This window comes from Adhaeribacter sp. (assembly GCF_057359045.1).
Genome location: NZ_JBMQUD010000035.1, coordinates 71,225 through 91,079 on the forward strand (window position 1 = coordinate 71,225; position 19,855 = coordinate 91,079).

The following is a 19,855-nucleotide window of genomic DNA, read 5'->3' on the forward strand; positions in this document are numbered from 1 at the left end:
CATTTCACCCCTGCTGGATTTTGGTTTTAAATACAAAGCACATCAACCTGCTGCTCTAATTAGAACCAGTTTATACGGAATATTTTGTTTTTGTGAATGATTCTTTGGGAGTATTAAACAAGAATCAAAAAAGGACGGTGCCGGCAGATTACGTTTACAATCAAATTTTACCATTTTACCTATAATATTTTTTATTAAAATAATCTATGAATTTAAAATTACTTTCTGTTAGGGCAATTGGCATTAATTTAATGCTTACTGCTTTGCCCAGCCTGGCATTTGCACAGGCACTACCGGCTATTAGCCCCAATCATTTGTTAGTTAAAAAACCAGTGGTGCAAACCTTTACAGCCAGCGCCCGGATTTTGCCGACTAACGTTGATAAAATGGTAAAGGGCCGGGTGGTAGACCAAAAAGGCGAATCCTTGATTGGGGTAAGCGTGCTGGTAAAGGGTAGCACCCGCGGTACAGCTACCGATGTATCTGGCAGATTTGAAATTGCGGTGGATGATGCGGGCGCGACCTTGGTATTCTCGTACGTGGGCTATGTGCGCAAAGAAGTGGCAGTTGGTAACCAAACCGAGATTACGGTCACCTTAGAAAACGATGCCCAAGTTTTATCGGAAGTGGTGGTAACGGCCCTGGGTATTAAGCGGGAGAAAAAAGCATTGGGCTACTCGGTGCAGGAAATTGGCGGCGAAGCCATTTCTACGGCCAAAGAAGCCAACCTGGCCACTACCCTGGCTGGTAAAATGGCGGGGGTACAGGTAACCCGTTCGGCTAATGGAGCAGGCGGCTCGTCAAAAGTTGTAATCCGGGGCAATAATTCTTTGGTTGGTAACAGCCAGCCTTTGTACGTAATCGACGGCATTCCCATGGATAATAGCAACCCCAATTCACCGAGCAGCAGCGGCGGTATTGATTACGGCGATGGTATTTCAAATATTAATCCCGAAGACGTTGAATCTATTTCGGTTTTAAAAGGGCCCAATGCGGCCGCGCTTTACGGGCAACGCGGCAGTAACGGGGTGGTTTTAATTACCACCAAATCGGGTAAAGCGCAAAAAGGGATTGGCGTAAAATACGGTATTGATTATTCGGTAGGTGATGCCTTGGTTTTACCGGATTTTCAGGACGAATACGGCCAGGGCCTGGACGGCAACTTTACGCATTTTAGAGGCAACGATGGCAAAATTTATACCTGGGCCGCTGCGCAAGCCGGCAATATACCAGGTATGCCCAAAACCAGCGGTGGCCGCGACCGGTTTACCCGCAGTAGCTGGGGCCCCAGAATGGATGGCCAAACCTACGAAGACCAGTGGGGCAATGTGTTAAACTTTACGCCACAGCCCAATACGTTTCAGAAGTTTTTTAACACCGAAACGCAAATGGTGAATAATGTAAGCTTAGAGGGCGGCACCGATAAAATTAATTTCCGGCTGTCCTACGGCAATACCAATATTAACGGGTACACGCCTGGCAATACTTTAGACCGGCACAATATTAACCTGAGAACGGTAGCCAAAATAACTTCTAAACTGGAACTGGATGCCAAAGCCAATTACATCGACCAGAAAGGAGCTAACCGGCCTACTGTTTCCGATGCCAGCGACAATCCGGCCTATATTTTTATCAGTCAACCGCGCAGCATGGGCATGGATATTCTGGCTAACTCAGCCTGGACCGCCGAAGATGTGAGCAAGCAATTGGGTTATGGTACCGTGCCGTTTGTGGGTATGGAAAAAACTTACGCCACCAACTCCTCTACGGCCAATCCTTACTGGACCCGCGACCATACCTATAATTCTGATGATCGGCAACGCTTAATTGGTTTAATCCGGCTGAGCTACCAATTTAACGACTGGGCCAGACTTACCGCCAAAACCGGTACCGACTTTTACACCGACCAGCGTTACCGGCACCGCGAAATAGGCACTTACCAGAGCACCAACCGCAACGGCGATATTTCGGAGCAAGTTACCCGTAACCGCGAAGACAACAGCGATGTGCTTTTGTCTTTAACGCCCCAGTTCTCCGATAATTTTTCGGTAGGCTTAAACCTGGGGGCTAGCCACCAGAAATTTTATTCCCGCACCACGGGCAATACCGGTACCGAATTTATTGTGCCTAAATTATACGCCATTAACAACACGCTTATCAACTCTTATATTTACCGCTTAACCGAGAGCTCCATCAATTCGGTTTATTTATCCGGCCAGGTAGGTTTTAGAGAATATTTCTTCTTGGATTTTTCGGCCCGCAACGACTGGTCTTCTACCCTTTCGCCGGAAAATAACTCGTTTTTCTACCCGGCTATTAGTTCCAGCCTGGTCCTGACCGATGCCCTAAATATTCAGAGCAATGTGTTAAGTTTCCTTAAACTAAGAGGTTCGGTTGCGCAGGCGGGTAGTTCCGGTTCGCCGTACCAGTTAACCGGCACTTATTCTTTGGATCAGAATGCCCACGGCGGCGTACCCCTGGCTTCTTTTTCGTCTACCATTCCGGATCCTAACTTAAAAAATGAGCTTACTACCTCCGTTGAAGTAGGCGTGGAAGCCCGTATTTTCCAGAACCGGGCCGGTTTGGCGTTTGCCTATTATAACGCCAGTACCGAAAACCAAATATTAGATGTGCCCTTACCTCCTTCCAGTACGTTTACCTCGCGCCGGATTAACGCAGGAGAAATTCGTAACCGCGGTATTGAATTAACTTTAAACGGAACACCAGTAAAAACCAGCTCGGGCTTTACCTGGGATGCTACCTTTAATTTTTCCCGTAACCGCAACCAGGTGGTTTCGCTGGCCGAAGGCGTAGATCGGTATATTCTAGGCTCGGACCGCGGCGTTAACGTGGTAGCCGAACCTGGTAAATCTTTTGGTACCATTATCGGCAACGGTTTTCAGTGGCTGCGCGATGAGAACGGCAACCGCCTGATTGATCCGGATACCGGTTTGCCTTTAAAAACCAACGGTAAAATTTTGTACGAAATTGGCAATGCGTTGCCTAATTGGTTAGGCGGTTTTAACAACAGTTTCCGGTACAAAGGCTTAGCCCTTTCGGCATTAATTGATATTAGTCAGGGTGGTAAAATTTATTCCCAAAGCTTGCGCGAAGAACTGGTTTACGGTACTATTAAAAAAACTTTACCCGGCCGCGACGGCACCTATGTAGCCGATGGGGTAGTCGCCAACAAATCGGCCGATGGCACCTGGACCGGTACCGGGCAAGTGAATACCAAGCAAGTGCGGGCCCAGGATTACTGGAACGTAGTAGCGCCGGATAAAGACAATGTGGTACCCGAAGAAATGCTGAACGATGCCAGCTACGTTATGTTCCGGGAGCTAACCCTTAATTATGCTTTGCCTTCGGCACTGGTAAACCGCACGCCTTTTAAAGGTATCCGGGCTGGTATTTATGGCCGCAACCTGTTTTACCTGCAACGCAAAACCGAAGGTTTTGCCCCGGAAGCGTCTTCGTTTAACGTAAGTAACTCTTCTTTAGGCTTAGAGTCTACGGCCCTGCCTTTGTTGCGTTATTTTGGCGTAAGCCTGAATGTTGAATTATAATTTTATCATCTGCTTTTATTTACCTTCATGAAAAACATATTTAAATCAATAGTATTAACCGGCGTGGTTCTTTTTACGCAGGCCTGTACCAAAGACTTTGAGAAAATAAACACCCCACCCACTTCTGTAACCTCCATCGATCCGGGTTTGGTTTTAAGTAAAGTACAGAAAGATGCGGCCTTTGCCGAAGGCATAGAATACCCGAACAACCAATACGGCTCCTGGATTCAGCACTGGGGCGGCGGGGTATTAATATCCAGTTCGCGCTACATCGAACAAAGCGACAACGCTGCCTGGAGTAACCATTACACTCTAATTCGGAACCTGGCCCAAATCCGGAACGATATTTTAAAAGGCCAGGAAGAGAATCCGGCTGGCCGCACCAAACTGGCTATTGCTAAAATTGTAGAAATTTCGCTCTGGCAACGCCTTACCGATTTGTTCGGTGATGTTCCTTATTCCGAATCGGCTTTGGGCATTGCTGATATCAAAACCAAACCGGCTTTTGATACCCAGGAATCAATTTACAAATCGTTAATTGCGGATATTGATGCGGCCATGGCCCAACTTAATCCAAGCGATGCCAGCTACGGCAACGCCGATTTCTATTATAAAGGCGATGTAAACAAGTGGAAAAAATACGCCAATTCGCTTAAATTAAGATTAGGCATGCGTATTCGGTACGCCGATCCAGCTTTGGCGCAAAAGACCGTAACCGAGGCCATGGGGCAGCCTTTACTCGAAAGTAACAGCGACAATGCGGCTATTCCTACTTACAACAACGCTACTAACGCCAACGTGCACCCCATCTTAAACCATTTTTTGGCCGGTAGCCCCGACCTGAAATATTTGGCCGCACCTTTTGTTGCGCAATTGGTTACTACCAACGACCCGCGTTTGCCCCGCATTGCCCAACCTACGGCCAATTCGGTTAAGGCGGGGGCCCCGGCTTACCGCGGCATTGGCGTAGCCCTTACCGATGCTATATTAAAAACAATTGTACGGGACGATTATTCAACAGCTTCTACCCAAACGTTCTTTAACCGTTCTTATAGCCCGGCCATTCCGTGTATTGTTTACTCGTTTTCGGATGTGGCATTTTATAAAGCCGAAGCGGCCCTGGAAGGTTGGGGTGCTACGCCGGAGCAGGCCGAAGGTTTTTACCAGGCAGGTGTAAGAGCAGCCCTGACGCAGGAACCGTATAATATTACCACTGTGCCCGCCAATTTTGCCAGTCAGCTTTCTTTTACCGGCCTGACCAAAGAACAAAAGCTGGAAAAAATAGGAACCCAGAAATGGATTCAATTATTTGGCCGGTCTTACGAAGCCTATATTGAATGGCGTCGCATGGGTTACCCCAACCTGCAACCAGGCCCCAATGCCGGCTCTACCAATGGCACCATTCCGCGCCGTACCATTTATTCATCGCAGGAGGCTTTGCTAAACGAAGATAACTACAAGGCCGCCGTTGCCAGAATGTCGAACGGCGATTCTTATGTTTCTAAAGTTTGGTGGGATAAACGATAAAAACTACCAGGGTTAAAATTTATATATTGAGCTTTAATCCTGGGCAATATTTTTAGCCTGCAAATGAAGGTAATTTACTAATACTCTAATTTAGGTAAGAGCCCGCTAATTATTTAAAAAGTGATTAGCAGGCTCTTCTGTTTTATAGGTCACTAGAACTTGCAAAAATATTCTTTAGCCATGCGGCTGTAAAATATTATTATTTTATCGATTGTTATGTGGGCTTAAGAGATTAAGGTCATGTAGCGATAAGCGTAAAAAGACCTTCATCTCTTATACATATTGAACTTGTTTAGTGTTTTGTAAAATAGCAGGAACCGCTCCAATTGGTGGTGTTATCACCGCCAATATTTTAGCTTCTGCCGGACTACTTGCTGGTGAAAACATGCGGCAAGGGCAAATGCTAATACCATTTACAAAACCCTAAACAGCTTCATTATCTAAAATATTATAGGCAGCAGTATGGAGCAGAACTAATCCAAGCCGGTTTTGGTAAAAATTAAAGTCGCATCAACTTTATTCTGGCAAATTGGTTAATAGAAATAGGTAAGTTGCCACTTTATAAAATCAGCGCGACTGCTCTACTTACATGTTAAGGAATAAAATTACCAAAGGCTTTCTATACGGTTTCTTGATTTTACTATTTCTGGGCATTTTGGGCCTGGAAATATTTGCCCGTTTATATCGCGAAAAAGCGGGTGCTTACCTCCGGGAACAATTTAGCCACCAATCAGATTTAGTTTTACAGCCTTTTGAAACCAATATTTCAGTTTGGCGACATTTTCCGCGGCTTACTTTCACCTTCAGTAATATTTCTATTATTGATACCATTGGTCCCAAACCCGTACAGGTTTTAAGACTCAAGCGCGCCAGTGTTACCGTACCGCTTACCCAGTTCCGGCCCGATCGCCTGAAAATTAACCGCGTTGCCTTAGACGATCTACATTTTTACGAGCAGGTAGACAGCAGTGGCACCAAGGCCGGTTTGCGGTTCCGGTCTAACCCAAATGCCGATACCACAGGGAATAAATTGCCTTTTCTAATTCCGGAAATTATTCTGCGTAATGTCCAAATCAGCAGCCAGAATAAATTTAAAAAAAGTGCTTACCTTTTTAAGGTTAAAGAAGCCAATTTAAATGCTCGTCTGCACCAAGGGCAAATATTTTTAAAAGGATTGTTAAACGGTACAATCGGGCACATCAGCAACAAACGGGTTCGTATGTTCCGCAATCGGCCTTTTACCTTAAACCTGCACTACCAATATTTGCTAAACCAGAAAAAAGCCTTTTTTAACCAAACTTATGCCGTTGTAAACCAGGATAGCATTGCCATTAGTGGTTGGCATATCCGGTTGCCCCAGGGTATGGGTTCTGATTTAAATCTTACTTTAAAAGGTAAGCAGCCCATGCTTTATATTTTTAAGCAGTTGCTGCCGCCGGCTGCCCAACCATTTTTGCAACGGATTACTTCAGACAGCCACATGCGGTTTACTTACCACATTACCGGCACCAGCGGTCCCCGGGTAACACCGCGTAATAAAATAGATTTTGTGGTGCAAAACGGGCAGTTTTATTTACCCTTGAGCAAAAGGTATATAAAAGCGGTAAACTTAACGGGTAATATGGATAACGGCACGCAACATCGGCCCGAAACCAGCTTGTTTCGAATTTCAGATTTAAGTGCCCGCACCGGCGACGGACAAATAAAGGTGCAGCTAGAAGTAAATAATTTTATCCGGCCGGCTTTTGCCCTGCGGGGCCAGGGACAAATATCTTTAAACGAACTTACCGGGCTGGTGCAATTGCCGTTAACAGCCGTAGGCGGCGGTTCGTTGGCCGGCGAAATAGACTTTAGCGGCACCTTACCCGATACGCTGCAAGCCAGCACACCTGATTGGCGCGGTAAAGGCCAGGTGCAGGTACAAAATGCCAGTTTCCGGCCCGTAGGGCTAACGGTAAATTGCCGCGGGGTAAATGGTATTTTGCGCATTACCAACAGTGTGCTGCAATTGCAAAAATTAAGCGGCAAGGTGGGCGGACAACCTTTTCGTTTATCGGCCTCGATAAATAATTATTTGGCTTACCTGTTACAAACACCCGGTATGCTAACTGCCAAAGCCGATATTTTTGCTGCTTCTTTAGACTCCGACTGGTTAGATCTGGAAAGCCTGACCGAACAAAATGACAAATCCAGCGTCTTTCCTACTAAAAACCAGAATAAAACCAGTAGTGCTACAAAATCAGGAAAAATGCAACCCGTTCCGGATTCGCCGGTAGCAGAACAACGCGACTTAGACAACCTGCAGCGCTTACGCAGCCAGGTTAATTTAGAGATAAACAACATAAATTTGCCGGGCCAGGAACAGCTAAAAGCGGTTAAGGTACAGGTAAATCAAAAAGGGCGGCGCATAGATTTAACCCATTTGCGTTTTAAAACCAACGGCGGCGGCCGGGCCAATGCCCACGGCGGTTTTGTATTAACCAAAGCCGGCATTCAGCGGCCGGTACTACGGGTAAAGCTGCATTATCCTTTTATAAACCTGCAACAATTTATGCTGGATTTAGCGGCTGTAAAGCGCGATGCGCAAAAACCGGCAGCAACCGAAACCCAGGTTAGTGCCACTCAGAAAAACCGGTACTTAAAAGAAGAAGACTACCTGATAGATTTGCATCTGACGGCCAACCGCCTGGAATATTTATACCTAAAAGGTACTGGATTAAACCTGCAAGCTAACCTAAACCGGCACCGGGTAAAATTATCGGATTTACGGGTGCACGCGGTAGGCAGACAAATTGATGCCCGTGGCGAAATGCAACTGGATGCCCCCGGCAATAATTTACCCGTAAAACTCCGCACTGAGGTAAGTAATATAGATTTGCAACGCCTGTTTACCCTGGCCGAAAGCATGGAACTAGACGTATTGAGCAGTCGGAATATCAAAGGCACGGCCAATTGCAATTTAAATGTAACCACTACCCTCGACAATACCTTTTCGCCGAGTTTTGCCGGTACCATTGCTTATGCGCAAGCCCGGTTTAAAAACATGGAATTAATTCAGGTAGAACCCATTCAGAATGCTTTAAAATTTCTGCGGAAAGAACGCACGCAACACCTTTACTTCGAAGATGTAAATACGTCTTTTATTATGAAGGAAAATTACTTTATTACCCGCCGTTTGCCGCTCAACAGCAACCTGACGGCATTTGAAATGAGTGGTACATATGCCATGGGCGGCGGGGCCAAATTAAACATGGATATTAACGTTTTTAACGTTTTATTTGGCAACAACCGGCGGCGCATCGAAAAAATAAAATCCGACTCCTTGTCTTTGAATACGCAGGGCCGCAAACAACACCTGGTAATTACCCGCGAACAAAGCAAATACAAAGTAAAGCTGAGTAACCGGCGCGAACGCGAAGCCAATCGGGTAGCCTTGCAGCAGGAGTTTAACCAATACCTCCGGCAGCACCAAATTGATACGGTTTTTACCATGCAACGATAAAAGCCGGCCACCTGGTAAATACCTTTAAATATTTACAGGTTAAATTCTTAACTACCGTTATCTTTTGCCAGATGAATATGGTAAACCAGTAAGAGCAAAATTATTTTCATTTGCACTTTTTTCTTACGTACTTTCGTCGTGCTAAAATTTAAAGATATGAGCCTGGAAAGCCTGCAAGCAGATATAAGAACCAATTGGTCTTTAGAAGAAATTAAAAATATTTACGAAAAACCGTTGCTGGAATTAATGTACGAAGCCTCTACCGTACACCGTACATTCCACACGGGCAGCGAAGTACAGGTTTGCACCCTTTTATCGGTTAAAACCGGCGGCTGCCCCGAAGATTGTGCGTACTGTCCGCAGGCGGCCCGCTACCATACCGATGTAAAAGTACAAGCCCTTTTACCCGAGGAAACCGTACTGGCGGCGGCACAAAAAGCCAAAGAAGCCGGTTCTACCCGTTTTTGTATGGGCGCCGCCTGGCGCGAAGTGCGCGACAACCGCGATTTTGACCGGGTATTAAATGTAGTTACCAAAGTAAATAATTTGGGACTGGAAGTTTGCTGCACCCTGGGTATGTTAAACGAATACCAAGCCCAGCGCTTAAAAGAAGCCGGTTTATACGCCTATAACCACAACTTGGATACATCGGCCGAGCATTACGATAAAATTATTACTACCCGCAAATACGACGACCGCTTAAATACCCTGGAGAACGTACGACAAGCCGGTATTTCGGTGTGTAGCGGCGGCATAATTGGTTTAGGCGAAACCGATGAAGACCGCATTGAAATGCTGCACGTGCTGGCCAATTTGCCGGAGCATCCCGAATCGGTGCCAGTAAATGCTTTGGTACCGGTACCAGGCACTCCCCTCGAAAATCAACCCCGGGTATCGGTTTGGGAAATGATTCGCATGATTGCTACGGCCCGCATTATTATGCCCCGTACCATGGTTCGGTTATCGGCGGGTCGTACTGAAATGAGTTTACCCGAACAGGCCTTGTGTTTTATGGCCGGAGCCAATTCTATCTTTTCCGGCGATAAATTATTAACTACGCCCAATCCGGGCGTGAATGAAGATCAGCTTATGTTCCAGCTTTTGGGTTTAACTCCCCGCAAAGCTTTTAAAGAGGCCACCGAACTGGTTAATTAAAGCATGATGCAACTGCCCGAAAATTTGCGGCAGAAGTTAGCGGCGCGGGAAAGCCTGGGCAATTTACGCCGATTAAAGATTACTTCGGGCCAGATAGATTTCTGTACGAATGATTATTTAGGCCTGGCCCGGTCTTTTGCCTTGCGGGCAGCGGTAGAAAACGCGCTGCCCGCCTACGCTCATTTACCCTGGGGAGCTACCGGCTCCCGGCTTTTGTCGGGTAATACGCTTTTGCTGGAAGAAACCGAAGCCCAGATTGCCCGTTTTCATAGCGCTACAGCTGCTTTAATCTTTAATTCGGGTTATGCCGCCAACACCGGGTTCTTTTCGGCTTTGCCTCAGCGCGGCGATACTATTTTTTACGATGAGGCTAGCCATGCATCAATGAAAGATGGTATCCGGTTAAGTTTTGCGAAAGCTTTTCCGTTCCGGCACAACAACCCCGCCGATTTACGGGCAAAATTTAAACACGCCGCGGGCCAGGTATATGTAGCCGTAGAATCACTGTATTCTATGGACGGCGATTATGCCCCTTTATCGGAACTAGCCACCATTTGCCAGGAAGAAGGCGCTTACCTAGTGGTAGACGAAGCCCATTCCAACGGTTTATTTGGTTCGCAAGGCGAAGGTCTGGTACAGGCCCTCCAATTACAAGAACAAGTATTTGCCCGCATCATGACTTTTGGCAAAGCGTTAGGTAGCCACGGAGCCGCCGTTGTTGGTTCTAAAGATTTAATTAATTATTTAATAAATTTTAGCCGACCCTTTATATATACTACCGCCTTACCGTTGCACGCTATTTTAACTATAAAATGTGCCTATCAGTTGCTACCCAGTTTCACGCCTGCACGGGCGCGGGTTATGCAATTGGCCGCTTACCTTCGGCAGAAATTAACAGCTTTGCTGGGGATAAATATTAATCCGGCGGTTAGCCCCATTAATGCTATCCGGCCCGGTTCGGTTAACCGCGTGCAGCAAATGGCAGAGGCTTTACAAACCAATTTTTTCGATGTGTGGCCCATTTACAGCCCCACGGTACCGGCTGGCCAGGAACAACTGCGGGTAATTGTGCACGCTTATAATTCCGAAACCGAAATCGACGATTTAATTTCTATCTTAGCTAAACAAGCATGAGGCGAATATTTGTAACCGGTATTGGCACCGATGTAGGCAAAACCGTAGTAGCCGCCATTTTAACTGAAGCTTTAACCGCCGATTACTGGAAACCGGTACAAACGGGTAACCTGGCCCAAACCGATACGGCAACCGTACAGCAATTAATTGCGAATAAACAATCAAAATTTCACCCGGAAACTTATAGCTTACCGGCGCCTTTATCGCCGCACGCCGCCGCCGAGCTCGAAAATATTTCTTTAAATCCGGCTCATATTAGCGTACCCGCCACTTTAAATAAGTTAATTATAGAAGGTGCCGGCGGCTTAATGGTGCCCTTAAACAAAGATTATCTGATGCTGGATCTGATTAAAGATTTAGCGGCCGAAGTTGTGTTGGTGTCGCGGAATTATTTGGGGAGCATCAACCATACGCTCTTATCGCTCGAAATATTAAAAGCCCGGCAAATACCGGTTACCGGACTGATATTTAACGGCGAACCCAATAAAGCCAGCGAAGAATTTATTCTGGATTACAGCGGCTGCCCTTACTTATTTTCGGTTTTGCCCGAAGAAGAGATTGACAGGCAGGTAATAAAGAAGTATGCACCTTTGGCCCAAAAAGCTTTGTTGAATAATTAATTGCCTTTGATTAAAAGCTTAAAAGGCCGGTAAATAAATTCGTTTAACTCAAAAGCCTCATTTTTACTTTATCTTTGCCGGCATTCAATCTTTTAAGTGGCCCATTTACCTGTAAAATGAATTTAGCCCAACAAGATAGCCAAATAATCTGGCACCCTTATACCCAAATGCAAACGGCGGCGTTGCCCATACCCATTGTGCAAGCCAGCGAAGCCGTACTCACCGCGGCTAACGGCAAAACCTACATCGATGCGGTATCGTCGTGGTGGGTTACACTGCACGGACATAGCCACCCGTATATCCAGGAAAAAATAACCCAACAGTTAAAGCAGCTCGATCACGTAATATTTGCCGGGTTTACCCACCAGCCCGCCGTTGAGCTGGCCCGAAATTTATTACAGATTTTACCGGCCAACCAACAACGTATTTTTTATTCTGATAACGGTTCTACAGCGGTTGAAGTAGCATTAAAAATGGCTTTCCAGTACTGGGATAACCAAGGTCAGCCCAAAAATAAAATTATTGCTTTCCGGGATAGTTACCACGGCGATACGTTTGGCGCCATGTCGGTGAGCAGCCGCAGCGCGTTTACCCGGCCGTTTGCGCAATATTTATTTGAGGTTTTATTTATTGATGTTCCGGTACCCGGCAAAGAGGCCGATTGCTTAAGTCAGTTACAGGAATATTCCCAACGCCCCGATGTAGCTGCTTTTATTTTTGAGCCGCTGGTACTGGGTACCGCCGGCATGGTTATGTACCAACCCGACATATTAGATAGATTAGTAACAGTTTGTCAGCAGCACCAGATTTTAACCATTGCCGACGAAGTAATGACTGGCTTTGGCCGCACCGGTCTAAATTTTGCCTGCGATTATTTACAGACTGAGCCGGATATATTCTGCTTGTCTAAAGGGCTTACCGGGGGCACCATGGCTTTGGGCGTAACCTCCTGCACCACCAAAATATATGCGGGCTTTCTGAGTCCGGATGCCGCAAAAACTTTTTTTCATGGGCATTCTTATACGGCTAATCCCATTGCCTGCACGGCAGGCATTGCCAGTTACGAACTGCTTATCTCTCCCGAAACAAAAGAAAAAATCAGGCAAATTGCCGCACATCACCAGGTGTTTAAAAACACCTGGCAAAGCCATCCGGCCGTAAAAGAAATCAGGCAAACGGGCACTATTGTGGCGGTAGAATTTAACGTGGGAGCTACGTCTTATTTCAGCCAGGTCCGGAACAAGCTTTATAATTTTGCCCTGGAAAACGGTGTGTTGCTGCGCCCCCTGGGAAATATTATTTACGTGCTTCCCCCCTACTGTATTACGGCAGAACAATTGCAAACGGTATATGGCGTAATTACCCAAATGGCTGAATTAATAGCCGCGCCAACAGCAGATATCGAATAATATTACAGAGCCGAAAAAGCCAGATTAAACTTAAACCGAATACCTTTAAATAAACTTAAACGCATTTATTTGCTTTGACAGACTATATCGTGATTCGGGGCTTTGGGGCCATCTCGCCGCTGGGGTTAGGGCCTGCCGACATGGCCAAGGCTTACCAGGAGGGTAAACCGGCTTTCCAGTATAAAATATTTAACGGCGAATTAGCCCCCGTTGGAGCTTTAAACCCGGCGGCCGAAGCCGCGATAAATAACTTAGCGCAGGAAAAAAGAGCTTACCAAGGCCTCGACCGCTCGGTATTAATGGCCATTCATGCCGGCCGGCAAGCAGTAGCCCAGGCCGGTTGGCAACAAGAAAATAGTTTGGCCATTAACCTGGGATCTTCGCGCGGCGCTACCGGCTTGTTTGAGGAATATTTACAGGCGTTTGGTCAAACCGGCACCGTTCCGGTACAAACATCGCCGGTTACTACATTGGGCAATATTTCGTCGTGGTTGGCCCAGGATTTAAGTGCCCAGGGGCCGGTTATTAGTCATTCGGTTACGTGCAGCACCGGCCTGCAGGCTTTAGCCAACGGCGTGGCCTGGTTAAAAGCCGGTATGGCCCGCAAATTTCTGGCGGGAGCAGCCGAAGCGCCGCTTACGCCTTTTACGGTGGCGCAAATGAAAGCCCTGGGCATTTACGCCACCGGCGAAAGCAATTTCCCGTGCCGCCCCCATAATCCGGAAAAGAAAAACACCTTTGTTTTGGGCGAAGGCGCGGCGGTATTTGCCCTAGAAAAAATAAGCGACCAAGAATTACATGCGGGCAATCCGGCGCAAATAATTATTGAAGCTATAGGCTTTGGCTTTGAAAAAATTAACAGCAAAACCGGAATTTCGCCAGAAGGCTATAATTTTCAATCGGCCATTCAGGATGCTTTTACCTATTTCGAGGCGCCCCCGCAGGTAGATTTGATTATTATGCATGCCCCCGGCACGGTAGCCGGCGATGCCGCCGAGTTAAATGCCCTGCGAAATATATTCGGTCCAGACCATTTACCTCCTATTACGTCCAATAAATGGTTGCTGGGCCATACCTTGGGCGCTTCGGCTACTTTAAGCTTGGGTTATGCTGTACATATTTTAGAGACCCAACACTATTTAAATATTCCGGGCACCAACCACTTACCCCAACCTAAACCCGGCTCTATTAAACGAATTTTAATAACCGCAGCGGGCTTTGGCGGCAATGCCGCCGCCCTGCTGGTTCGTACCGCAGCTTAAAGCAGCATTCTATTGGGCGTTAGGTATTTCTTTAACGGTTACTTAATGCTTTACCGGCCTAGCAGCAAACGGCAGGGTTAAAAAGGGCATAAATGGCTTTTCGGTTAGCTGTCCGGTTACAGTTTGGCCCAAAAGTTTTTCCAGGAAAGTATGGTTTTTAGGCGCAGCAATTAATAAATCGGCGGCTTGTTCGGTGGCAAATTCCTGAATACCGCCCGGTATATTTCTGCGTTGCCGGAAATATACTTTAAAATCTTTACCCGCTAGTTGTTCGCCCAAGCTGGCCAGCGCTTTAATGGTTTTTTCCTGTACAGTACCTACATCTGCCTGCCCGTATAAGTGCAAAACTTTTAATTCGGCAGCAAATAAATCGGCTACACCTTTTACTATTCTTAAATTTTCTATTGTCGGTAATTGGTTCAGGTCGGTAGCAAAAACTATGTTTTTAAAAGGTTTGTAGGTAGTGTGGGGTGGCAATGCCAATACTGGCACTTCGCCTGCGCCAATAATAGCGGCCACGGTACTGCCTAAAAACGCCTGACTTAAGGCATTTGCTCCGCGGGTACTCATTACGAGTAAATCGGCTTGGTGGGTATGCGCAACCCTTAAAATTTCTTCGGCGGGCCAACCAAATTTTGCCTGAGTTTTAATTTTAACTGCGGCTAAGTTGGCTATCGCCTGGTCTGGTTTTATTACGTGATAACTACCGGCCAAAGGCCATTCTGTTTCGGGTTCATCCGCAAGTGGTTCAACAGCATTTTCCTTAGAAATAAAATTTAAGGTAAAATCCTGTTGATTCTCGGCCCGAACCTCTGCCGCAAATTCTTTTAATATTATATTTTTCTCTTCTTCCAAAGCACTTACGGCATCCGGCATGTGCGTGGCATTGGCAAACGTAAGAGGTTGGTGAAAAACATGCACCAGCACAATTCTGGCTTTAACGTGAGCCGCCAGATTTAAAGCAAATACCAAAGCATTTCTGGATTCAATCGAATAATCGGTAGGGACTAATATTGTTTTCATGGCAGTAGCGTTAATATTTTAAGTTCGGTACAAACACCCACGAGCGCCTGTTATAAATTATAAATCTACGTTCTTAACCGCACCTTTAAACTGATATGCGTTGGTTTCTCCGATGATTCTTATCAATGCAACTGAATTAGTACAAATCTTTAAACAAAGGTGTAATGCACTTGATTTATTCAGACCAGATTGTCCAGGCCATTACTAACAGATATTTATTTTTCTGCGGCTTAAATAACTACTTTTCTCGAAATAGAATTATTAACTAACTATTTGGGTAGTTGTTAAAACATCCACTTAAAGCTATAAGCTTCAACTTTAACACAGTTCAGGATTTAAACAATCTTATGTATAAAGCTTTTTAGTCCAAGATGATATATATCAATTTAATTCTCTGGTTTAAAAACTACTTTAGCCCCCGAAACCTTTCTTCTGGCGCTAAAATAGGCTAAAAAATGTTACGCTTTGGTTTTACTTTTATTTTGTTAATACACGGGGTTATGCATTTACTGGGCTTTGTTAAAGTCTTCCATATTGCTCTTTATCAACCGCCAAATGTTAACTCCCTGCTTTCCGGAACAGCCTTTTCCTTTAAAACAGTTGGTATTTTGTGGCTTCTGGCTGCAACTTTTTTTATGCTGGCCGCCGTTTTGTTTGTTATTAAAAAAGATTGGTGGTGGATACCCGGCACCCTGGCGGTAATAGTTTCGCAAATATTAATTTTTATGTATTGGCCGGAGGCCAAGTTTGGTACCATTGGTAATATTATTGCTGCCATAGCCCTGGCGGTAGGTTTTGGCACTTGGCATTTTAATAAAATGGTGCGTCACGAACTTATTTCGTACCAGAACCTACCGGCTACGCCCCCCCTAGTAGTTACCCCCGAAATGGTAAAAATATTGCCGCCCGTAGTACAAAAATGGTTGCACCAAACGCAGTGCATTGGTAAAGAATTGACGTATGCCGTGCATTTACAGCAACGCGGCGAAATGAAAATAAACCCGGAAAGTAAATGGATGCCCTTTACCGCAGAACAATATTTTACCGTAAATACGCCAAGCTTTTTGTGGCAGACCAAAGTACAACCTTCGGCCTGGCTACACTTGCTGGGCCGCGACAAATACATAAATGGCCGGGGCCATATGCTCATTAAATTACTCTCGTTGGTGCCGGTAGCCAATAGCAGCGGCAAAGAAACCGACCAGGGTAGTTTGCTCCGTTACCTGGCCGAAATCATTTGGTTTCCGTCGGCGGCGCTCCAACCTTATATTACCTGGGAAACCATAGATGCCACTAGTGCCAGGGCCACCATGCGCTACGGCGGCATTACCGCCAATGGGGTATTTAAATTTAACCTGGCCGGCGATGTAGTAAGTTTTACAGCCCGGCGCTATTATTCCCGGCCCGAAGGAGCCACGCTAGAAGACTGGCTAGTAACGGTAGACGAAAATAGTTACCAGGAATTTGACGGGATCCGGATACCCACCCAGGCCACCCTTACCTGGAAATTAAAGAACAGCGATTTTACCTGGTTTAGGGTTAAAATAACAGATATTGCTTACAACGGTACAAACAAAATTTACGGCAATGCCACCCCCCATATTGCACCGAAGGTAAATACACACGCCATTAAATAACCAGGTTTATCAGGGCCGTACTACCAACGGGAATTTGGTGGTATAATTTTTACCGTTTTTGGTTAAAGTTATTTCAAAAGTGGCATTGTCCGTAGTAGCCCCGGTTGTTTGTACCTGCGGATTTTTATTGTTGGGGTTAATGGTTAAGGTGGTGCCTACGGCCCGGTAGTTAATGGTATAATCATTTGTAACATCGGCTTGGGGCGTTACGCTTTCGTCTTCCAGGGTAATGGTACCGGCGTACAGGGTATTGGCATCGAGGGTAATGGTATTGGGTGAGGTTTTGCCATTTACACCCGTTGGTTCGTTGTAATAGACAATTACATCTTGTTTACCCTTGGGTGCATCTAAAATTAAATTTATACCCGTTACTATATCCTCCGGCGTTACTTCATCCTTTTTCTTCTTTTTACAAGCCAATTCGGTTAAGCATACACTGGTTATGATTAACAGCATCAGGAAAGAGGTAAATCTGGATTTCATAAAGAATACATTTAATTGTTTTTAGAACAGCTTCCGGTGGAAACAAGGTACATTAAGTTAACGGCGCCTGCAAATTAAAATTATGGCTATTAAACGGAATAATGCTCTTTTTAGCCACCCGCTAAAATATTAATATAATTACTCCGGCTGATAAAGTTAATTAGGGCTAAAGCTAAATAAATTTTACGGGTTGCTTTCGGCAAAAAAATCATTCATTTCCGAAACGTTTAAGCTCCGTAACATAGCCGTTTTTTTGTACTGGTGGTGCTGCATGCGTTTTAAAATGCCATCCAGCATTTCTATGGCCGCCACTACGTAAGTACCTTTATTGAGCATTACGCAATCGGCCCGCTGCGACATGGCAGCATCGGTTATTTCGGCGCGGGATGGCCTGCCTTTTTTTGCCAGCTTTTCTAACACCTGAGTAGCCCAAACCACCGGCAGGTGCGCTGCTTCGCAAAGCCACAAAATTTCTTCCTGCACTTCGGCCAAACGCTCCCAGCCACATTCCACGGCCAAATCGCCGCGCGCAATCATTATGCCGGCCGGATAACTGCGCATAACAGTCATTAACAAATGCGGCAGGTTGCGGAAACCTTCTTTTGTTTCTATTTTAAGCATAATGCCCAAATGGCTCGCTCCTAATTTTTGCAATTCGGCTTGCAGCGCTTCTACCATAGCCGGCTGGTTTACAAACGACAGATTTACAACATCGGCGTGTTTTGCCACAAAGGCTAAATCGTGCTTATCCTTATCGGTAAGCTTATCAATGCTTAAGTTGCTCTCGGGTAAATTTATGCCTTTATCGGCGCGTAAGCGGCTACCCAATGGGCCAGCAGCCGTAATTTTAATTATCAGCGAGGCTTTAGTCACTTCCTGAATTTCTCCTTCAATTTCGCCGTCGTCGAACAAAACCGGCTGACCAGCTTTTACCTGGGTAAATATTTCGGGCAAGGTACAGGCAATATGGGCCCGTTGTACCACCTGGCCTTGTTCATCCAGTTGGGCCGGCTCGCCGGGCACCAGGTCTTTGTGTAACACCAGGTAGTCGTCTTTATGCAATAAAATAGGTACTTCCAGATGTGGCAACTCCGCTACTTCGGTAATCCGCCGGGGTAAGTCGCGGTTTTGGATTTGTAAAATAGTGCCCGTGCTGATGTAGGAAGTTTTAAACAAATGGGCCACTACCCCGCCGGTTTCTTTTTGGGTTACGTACAGTAAACGCTTGCGGCCCCGGTCGTCTTTAAACTTTATAATATCGTCGGGTTGTAGCTGATTAACCCATAGCGGTTCTACGGGCAGTACAGCATCGGTTTTTACCGGCGGTTTAAGGTTAACACCCGAAAGCCATATTTTAGCGGGTGCCTGAATTTGCCCGGTAATGCTCCGGAGCGGGTGCACCGCCACCAGTTTGGGGCCCGGCTTTAAGGGACCGGTGCGCAGTTTAGGCCCCATTAAATCAAATAATATTTTACATGGTATGCCCAGCTCTTTTTCGGCCCGCCGGATATTTTTAACCATTTTTTCCCAGATTATTTTGTCATCATGGGCGCAATTAATGCGGGCGCAGTTCATACCCGTTTTTAACAACTGCCTTACCAACTCATAATCAGTAGCCATTTCGGTACCTAATGTAACCATAATCCGGGTTTCCCTACCCGGAGAGCCGGGCCCCAGTAAATCCTGAATATGTTCCTGCAGCAAAACTTCGCTTTGCTCAAAAGAGGTGGCTGGTTTAGTAACCGGTGCCGCTTGCCGGGTTTGTAATAAATTTAACTGGTGCCGCACCGCCAATAAATTTGCCATTACGTGCCCCTCTGATCGGCCCAAAGACGACAAGCCCAGTTTACTTAATTGCTCCTGCAGTTCGCGCAAATCGTGGCGCCGGAAACTTAAATAATGCAATAAATTTGATTTACTATTCCGGAAGGACGAATGAGTCGCCGCCGCCGCAAACTTTTTTTCAAATTTTAAAGCTTCCTGAATAAGTAAATCTATCCGGGAGATTATTCCCTGCAGCGTGGCCGAATCGAGGTGCATAAGATTATGGGGTTATCTGTATTTTTTAGATTTAATACTTACTACTATGGGCTAAATCCTTATTACCTGGTATCCAGTGTTTATCGGAATACTTCTGATACGTATACGGGATAATTAAATAATTCTGAATGATTATCTGGGTAAAATTATGATTGCCTCTGTAAATTCCTTGCTTTTACGCGGTGCTGTTTAACTAAAGCGTATGTAAAATTCCTGTTTTATTAAGATAAGCCAACAACCTAACTTATACCAAAAAAAGGATATTTCTTTTGGTGTTATAAGTAGCTTTGGGTAGTACACCTGCGCCTTAGCTAAACTACTTTAAGCCAGACGTTTATAATAAATCTCTTACTTAAATGAGTTCCTACCGGGCTCATCTATTAAGCTCATATTGACTTAATTTTAGATTCAGCAAATATTTCGTCAGGTAATATTTTAACTAAATAGCTTATTTTTTTAACCTCCGAAAGAATCAAAATGGCGTAAAATTGCGTTTA

12 protein-coding genes are annotated in these 19,855 nt (G+C 45.6%); 9 read left to right on the forward strand and 3 right to left on the reverse strand.

The genetic code is table 11. From position 1 onward, the window contains the following. Window positions 1–206: 206 nt before the first annotated feature. The 8 genes from ACO1R6_RS06065 (at window position 207) to ACO1R6_RS06100 (ending at window position 14,175) form a co-directional block, all read left to right on the forward strand. Window positions 207–3,566, forward strand: coding sequence for a SusC/RagA family TonB-linked outer membrane protein (locus tag ACO1R6_RS06065; protein WP_486263073.1), 3,360 nt, complete (start codon window positions 207–209; stop codon window positions 3,564–3,566). Between the two features lie 27 nt (window positions 3,567–3,593). Next, window positions 3,594–5,093, forward strand: a complete 1,500-nt coding sequence (locus ACO1R6_RS06070) for a SusD/RagB family nutrient-binding outer membrane lipoprotein (RefSeq protein ID WP_486263075.1) — start codon at window positions 3,594–3,596, stop codon at window positions 5,091–5,093. A 631-nt stretch (window positions 5,094–5,724) separates the two neighbouring features. Beyond that, window positions 5,725–8,595 (forward strand): AsmA family protein, encoded by a 2,871-nt coding sequence (locus ACO1R6_RS06075; RefSeq protein ID WP_486263076.1) that lies wholly within the window; start codon window positions 5,725–5,727, stop codon window positions 8,593–8,595. A 156-nt stretch (window positions 8,596–8,751) separates the two neighbouring features. Continuing rightward, window positions 8,752–9,750 carry a biotin synthase BioB gene (gene bioB / locus ACO1R6_RS06080; protein WP_486263078.1) on the forward strand — a complete coding sequence of 333 codons (999 nt, stop codon included), beginning with the start codon at window positions 8,752–8,754 and terminating at the stop codon, window positions 9,748–9,750. 3 nt (window positions 9,751–9,753) lie between these two features. Next, on the forward strand, window positions 9,754–10,884 hold the full coding sequence (locus tag ACO1R6_RS06085) for an aminotransferase class I/II-fold pyridoxal phosphate-dependent enzyme (RefSeq protein ID WP_486263080.1): 1,131 nt from the start codon (window positions 9,754–9,756) through the stop codon (window positions 10,882–10,884). Then, a complete protein-coding gene (gene bioD, locus ACO1R6_RS06090; RefSeq protein ID WP_486263082.1) occupies window positions 10,881–11,504 on the forward strand; it encodes a dethiobiotin synthase in 624 nt (207 codons plus the stop codon). The genes ACO1R6_RS06085 and bioD overlap by 4 nt, the downstream gene beginning before the upstream one ends. 116 nt (window positions 11,505–11,620) lie before the next feature. Beyond that, complete coding sequence (bioA, locus tag ACO1R6_RS06095; RefSeq protein WP_486263084.1) at window positions 11,621–12,913, forward strand: adenosylmethionine--8-amino-7-oxononanoate transaminase; 1,293 nt, start codon at window positions 11,621–11,623, stop codon at window positions 12,911–12,913. Between the two features lie 74 nt (window positions 12,914–12,987). Continuing rightward, window positions 12,988–14,175, forward strand: coding sequence for a beta-ketoacyl synthase N-terminal-like domain-containing protein (locus ACO1R6_RS06100; protein ID WP_486263085.1), 1,188 nt, complete (start codon window positions 12,988–12,990; stop codon window positions 14,173–14,175). Between the two features lie 42 nt (window positions 14,176–14,217). On the opposite strand, the gene ACO1R6_RS06105 is transcribed toward ACO1R6_RS06100, so the two are convergent. After that, window positions 14,218–15,198: a universal stress protein gene (locus ACO1R6_RS06105; protein WP_486263087.1), complete on the reverse strand. Its 981-nt coding sequence runs from the start codon at window positions 15,196–15,198 to the stop codon at window positions 14,218–14,220. 608 nt (window positions 15,199–15,806) lie between these two features. Here ACO1R6_RS06105 and ACO1R6_RS06110 point away from each other — a divergent pair. Next, window positions 15,807–16,835, forward strand: coding sequence for a DUF6920 family protein (locus tag ACO1R6_RS06110; protein ID WP_486263089.1), 1,029 nt, complete (start codon window positions 15,807–15,809; stop codon window positions 16,833–16,835). A gap of 9 nt (window positions 16,836–16,844) precedes the next feature. Here ACO1R6_RS06110 and ACO1R6_RS06115 read toward each other — a convergent pair whose 3' ends face one another. Further along, the gene (locus ACO1R6_RS06115) at window positions 16,845–17,318 is read right to left on the reverse strand and encodes a hypothetical protein (protein ID WP_486263091.1); all 474 of its coding nucleotides are present in this window, start codon (window positions 17,316–17,318) and stop codon (window positions 16,845–16,847) included. 183 nt (window positions 17,319–17,501) lie between these two features. Further along, window positions 17,502–19,358 (reverse strand): pyruvate kinase, encoded by a 1,857-nt coding sequence (locus ACO1R6_RS06120; RefSeq protein WP_486263093.1) that lies wholly within the window; start codon window positions 19,356–19,358, stop codon window positions 17,502–17,504. Window positions 19,359–19,855: the final 497 nt, after the last annotated feature.

Excerpts from the sequence above, each read along its gene's own strand:
- ACO1R6_RS06065 (WP_486263073.1), top strand. The coding sequence starts at position 207 with ATGAATTTAAAATTACTTTCTGTTAGGGCAATTGGCATTAATTTAATG.
- ACO1R6_RS06070 (WP_486263075.1), top strand. The coding sequence starts at position 3,594 with ATGAAAAACATATTTAAATCAATAGTATTAACCGGCGTGGTTCTTTTT.
- bioB (WP_486263078.1), top strand. The coding sequence starts at position 8,752 with ATGAGCCTGGAAAGCCTGCAAGCAGATATAAGAACCAATTGGTCTTTA.
- ACO1R6_RS06085 (WP_486263080.1), top strand. The coding sequence starts at position 9,754 with ATGATGCAACTGCCCGAAAATTTGCGGCAGAAGTTAGCGGCGCGGGAA.
- bioD (WP_486263082.1), top strand. The coding sequence starts at position 10,881 with ATGAGGCGAATATTTGTAACCGGTATTGGCACCGATGTAGGCAAAACC.
- bioA (WP_486263084.1), top strand. The coding sequence starts at position 11,621 with ATGAATTTAGCCCAACAAGATAGCCAAATAATCTGGCACCCTTATACC.
- ACO1R6_RS06105 (WP_486263087.1), bottom strand. The coding sequence starts at position 15,198 with ATGAAAACAATATTAGTCCCTACCGATTATTCGATTGAATCCAGAAAT.
- ACO1R6_RS06115 (WP_486263091.1), bottom strand. The coding sequence starts at position 17,318 with ATGAAATCCAGATTTACCTCTTTCCTGATGCTGTTAATCATAACCAGT.
- ACO1R6_RS06120 (WP_486263093.1), bottom strand. The coding sequence starts at position 19,358 with ATGCACCTCGATTCGGCCACGCTGCAGGGAATAATCTCCCGGATAGAT.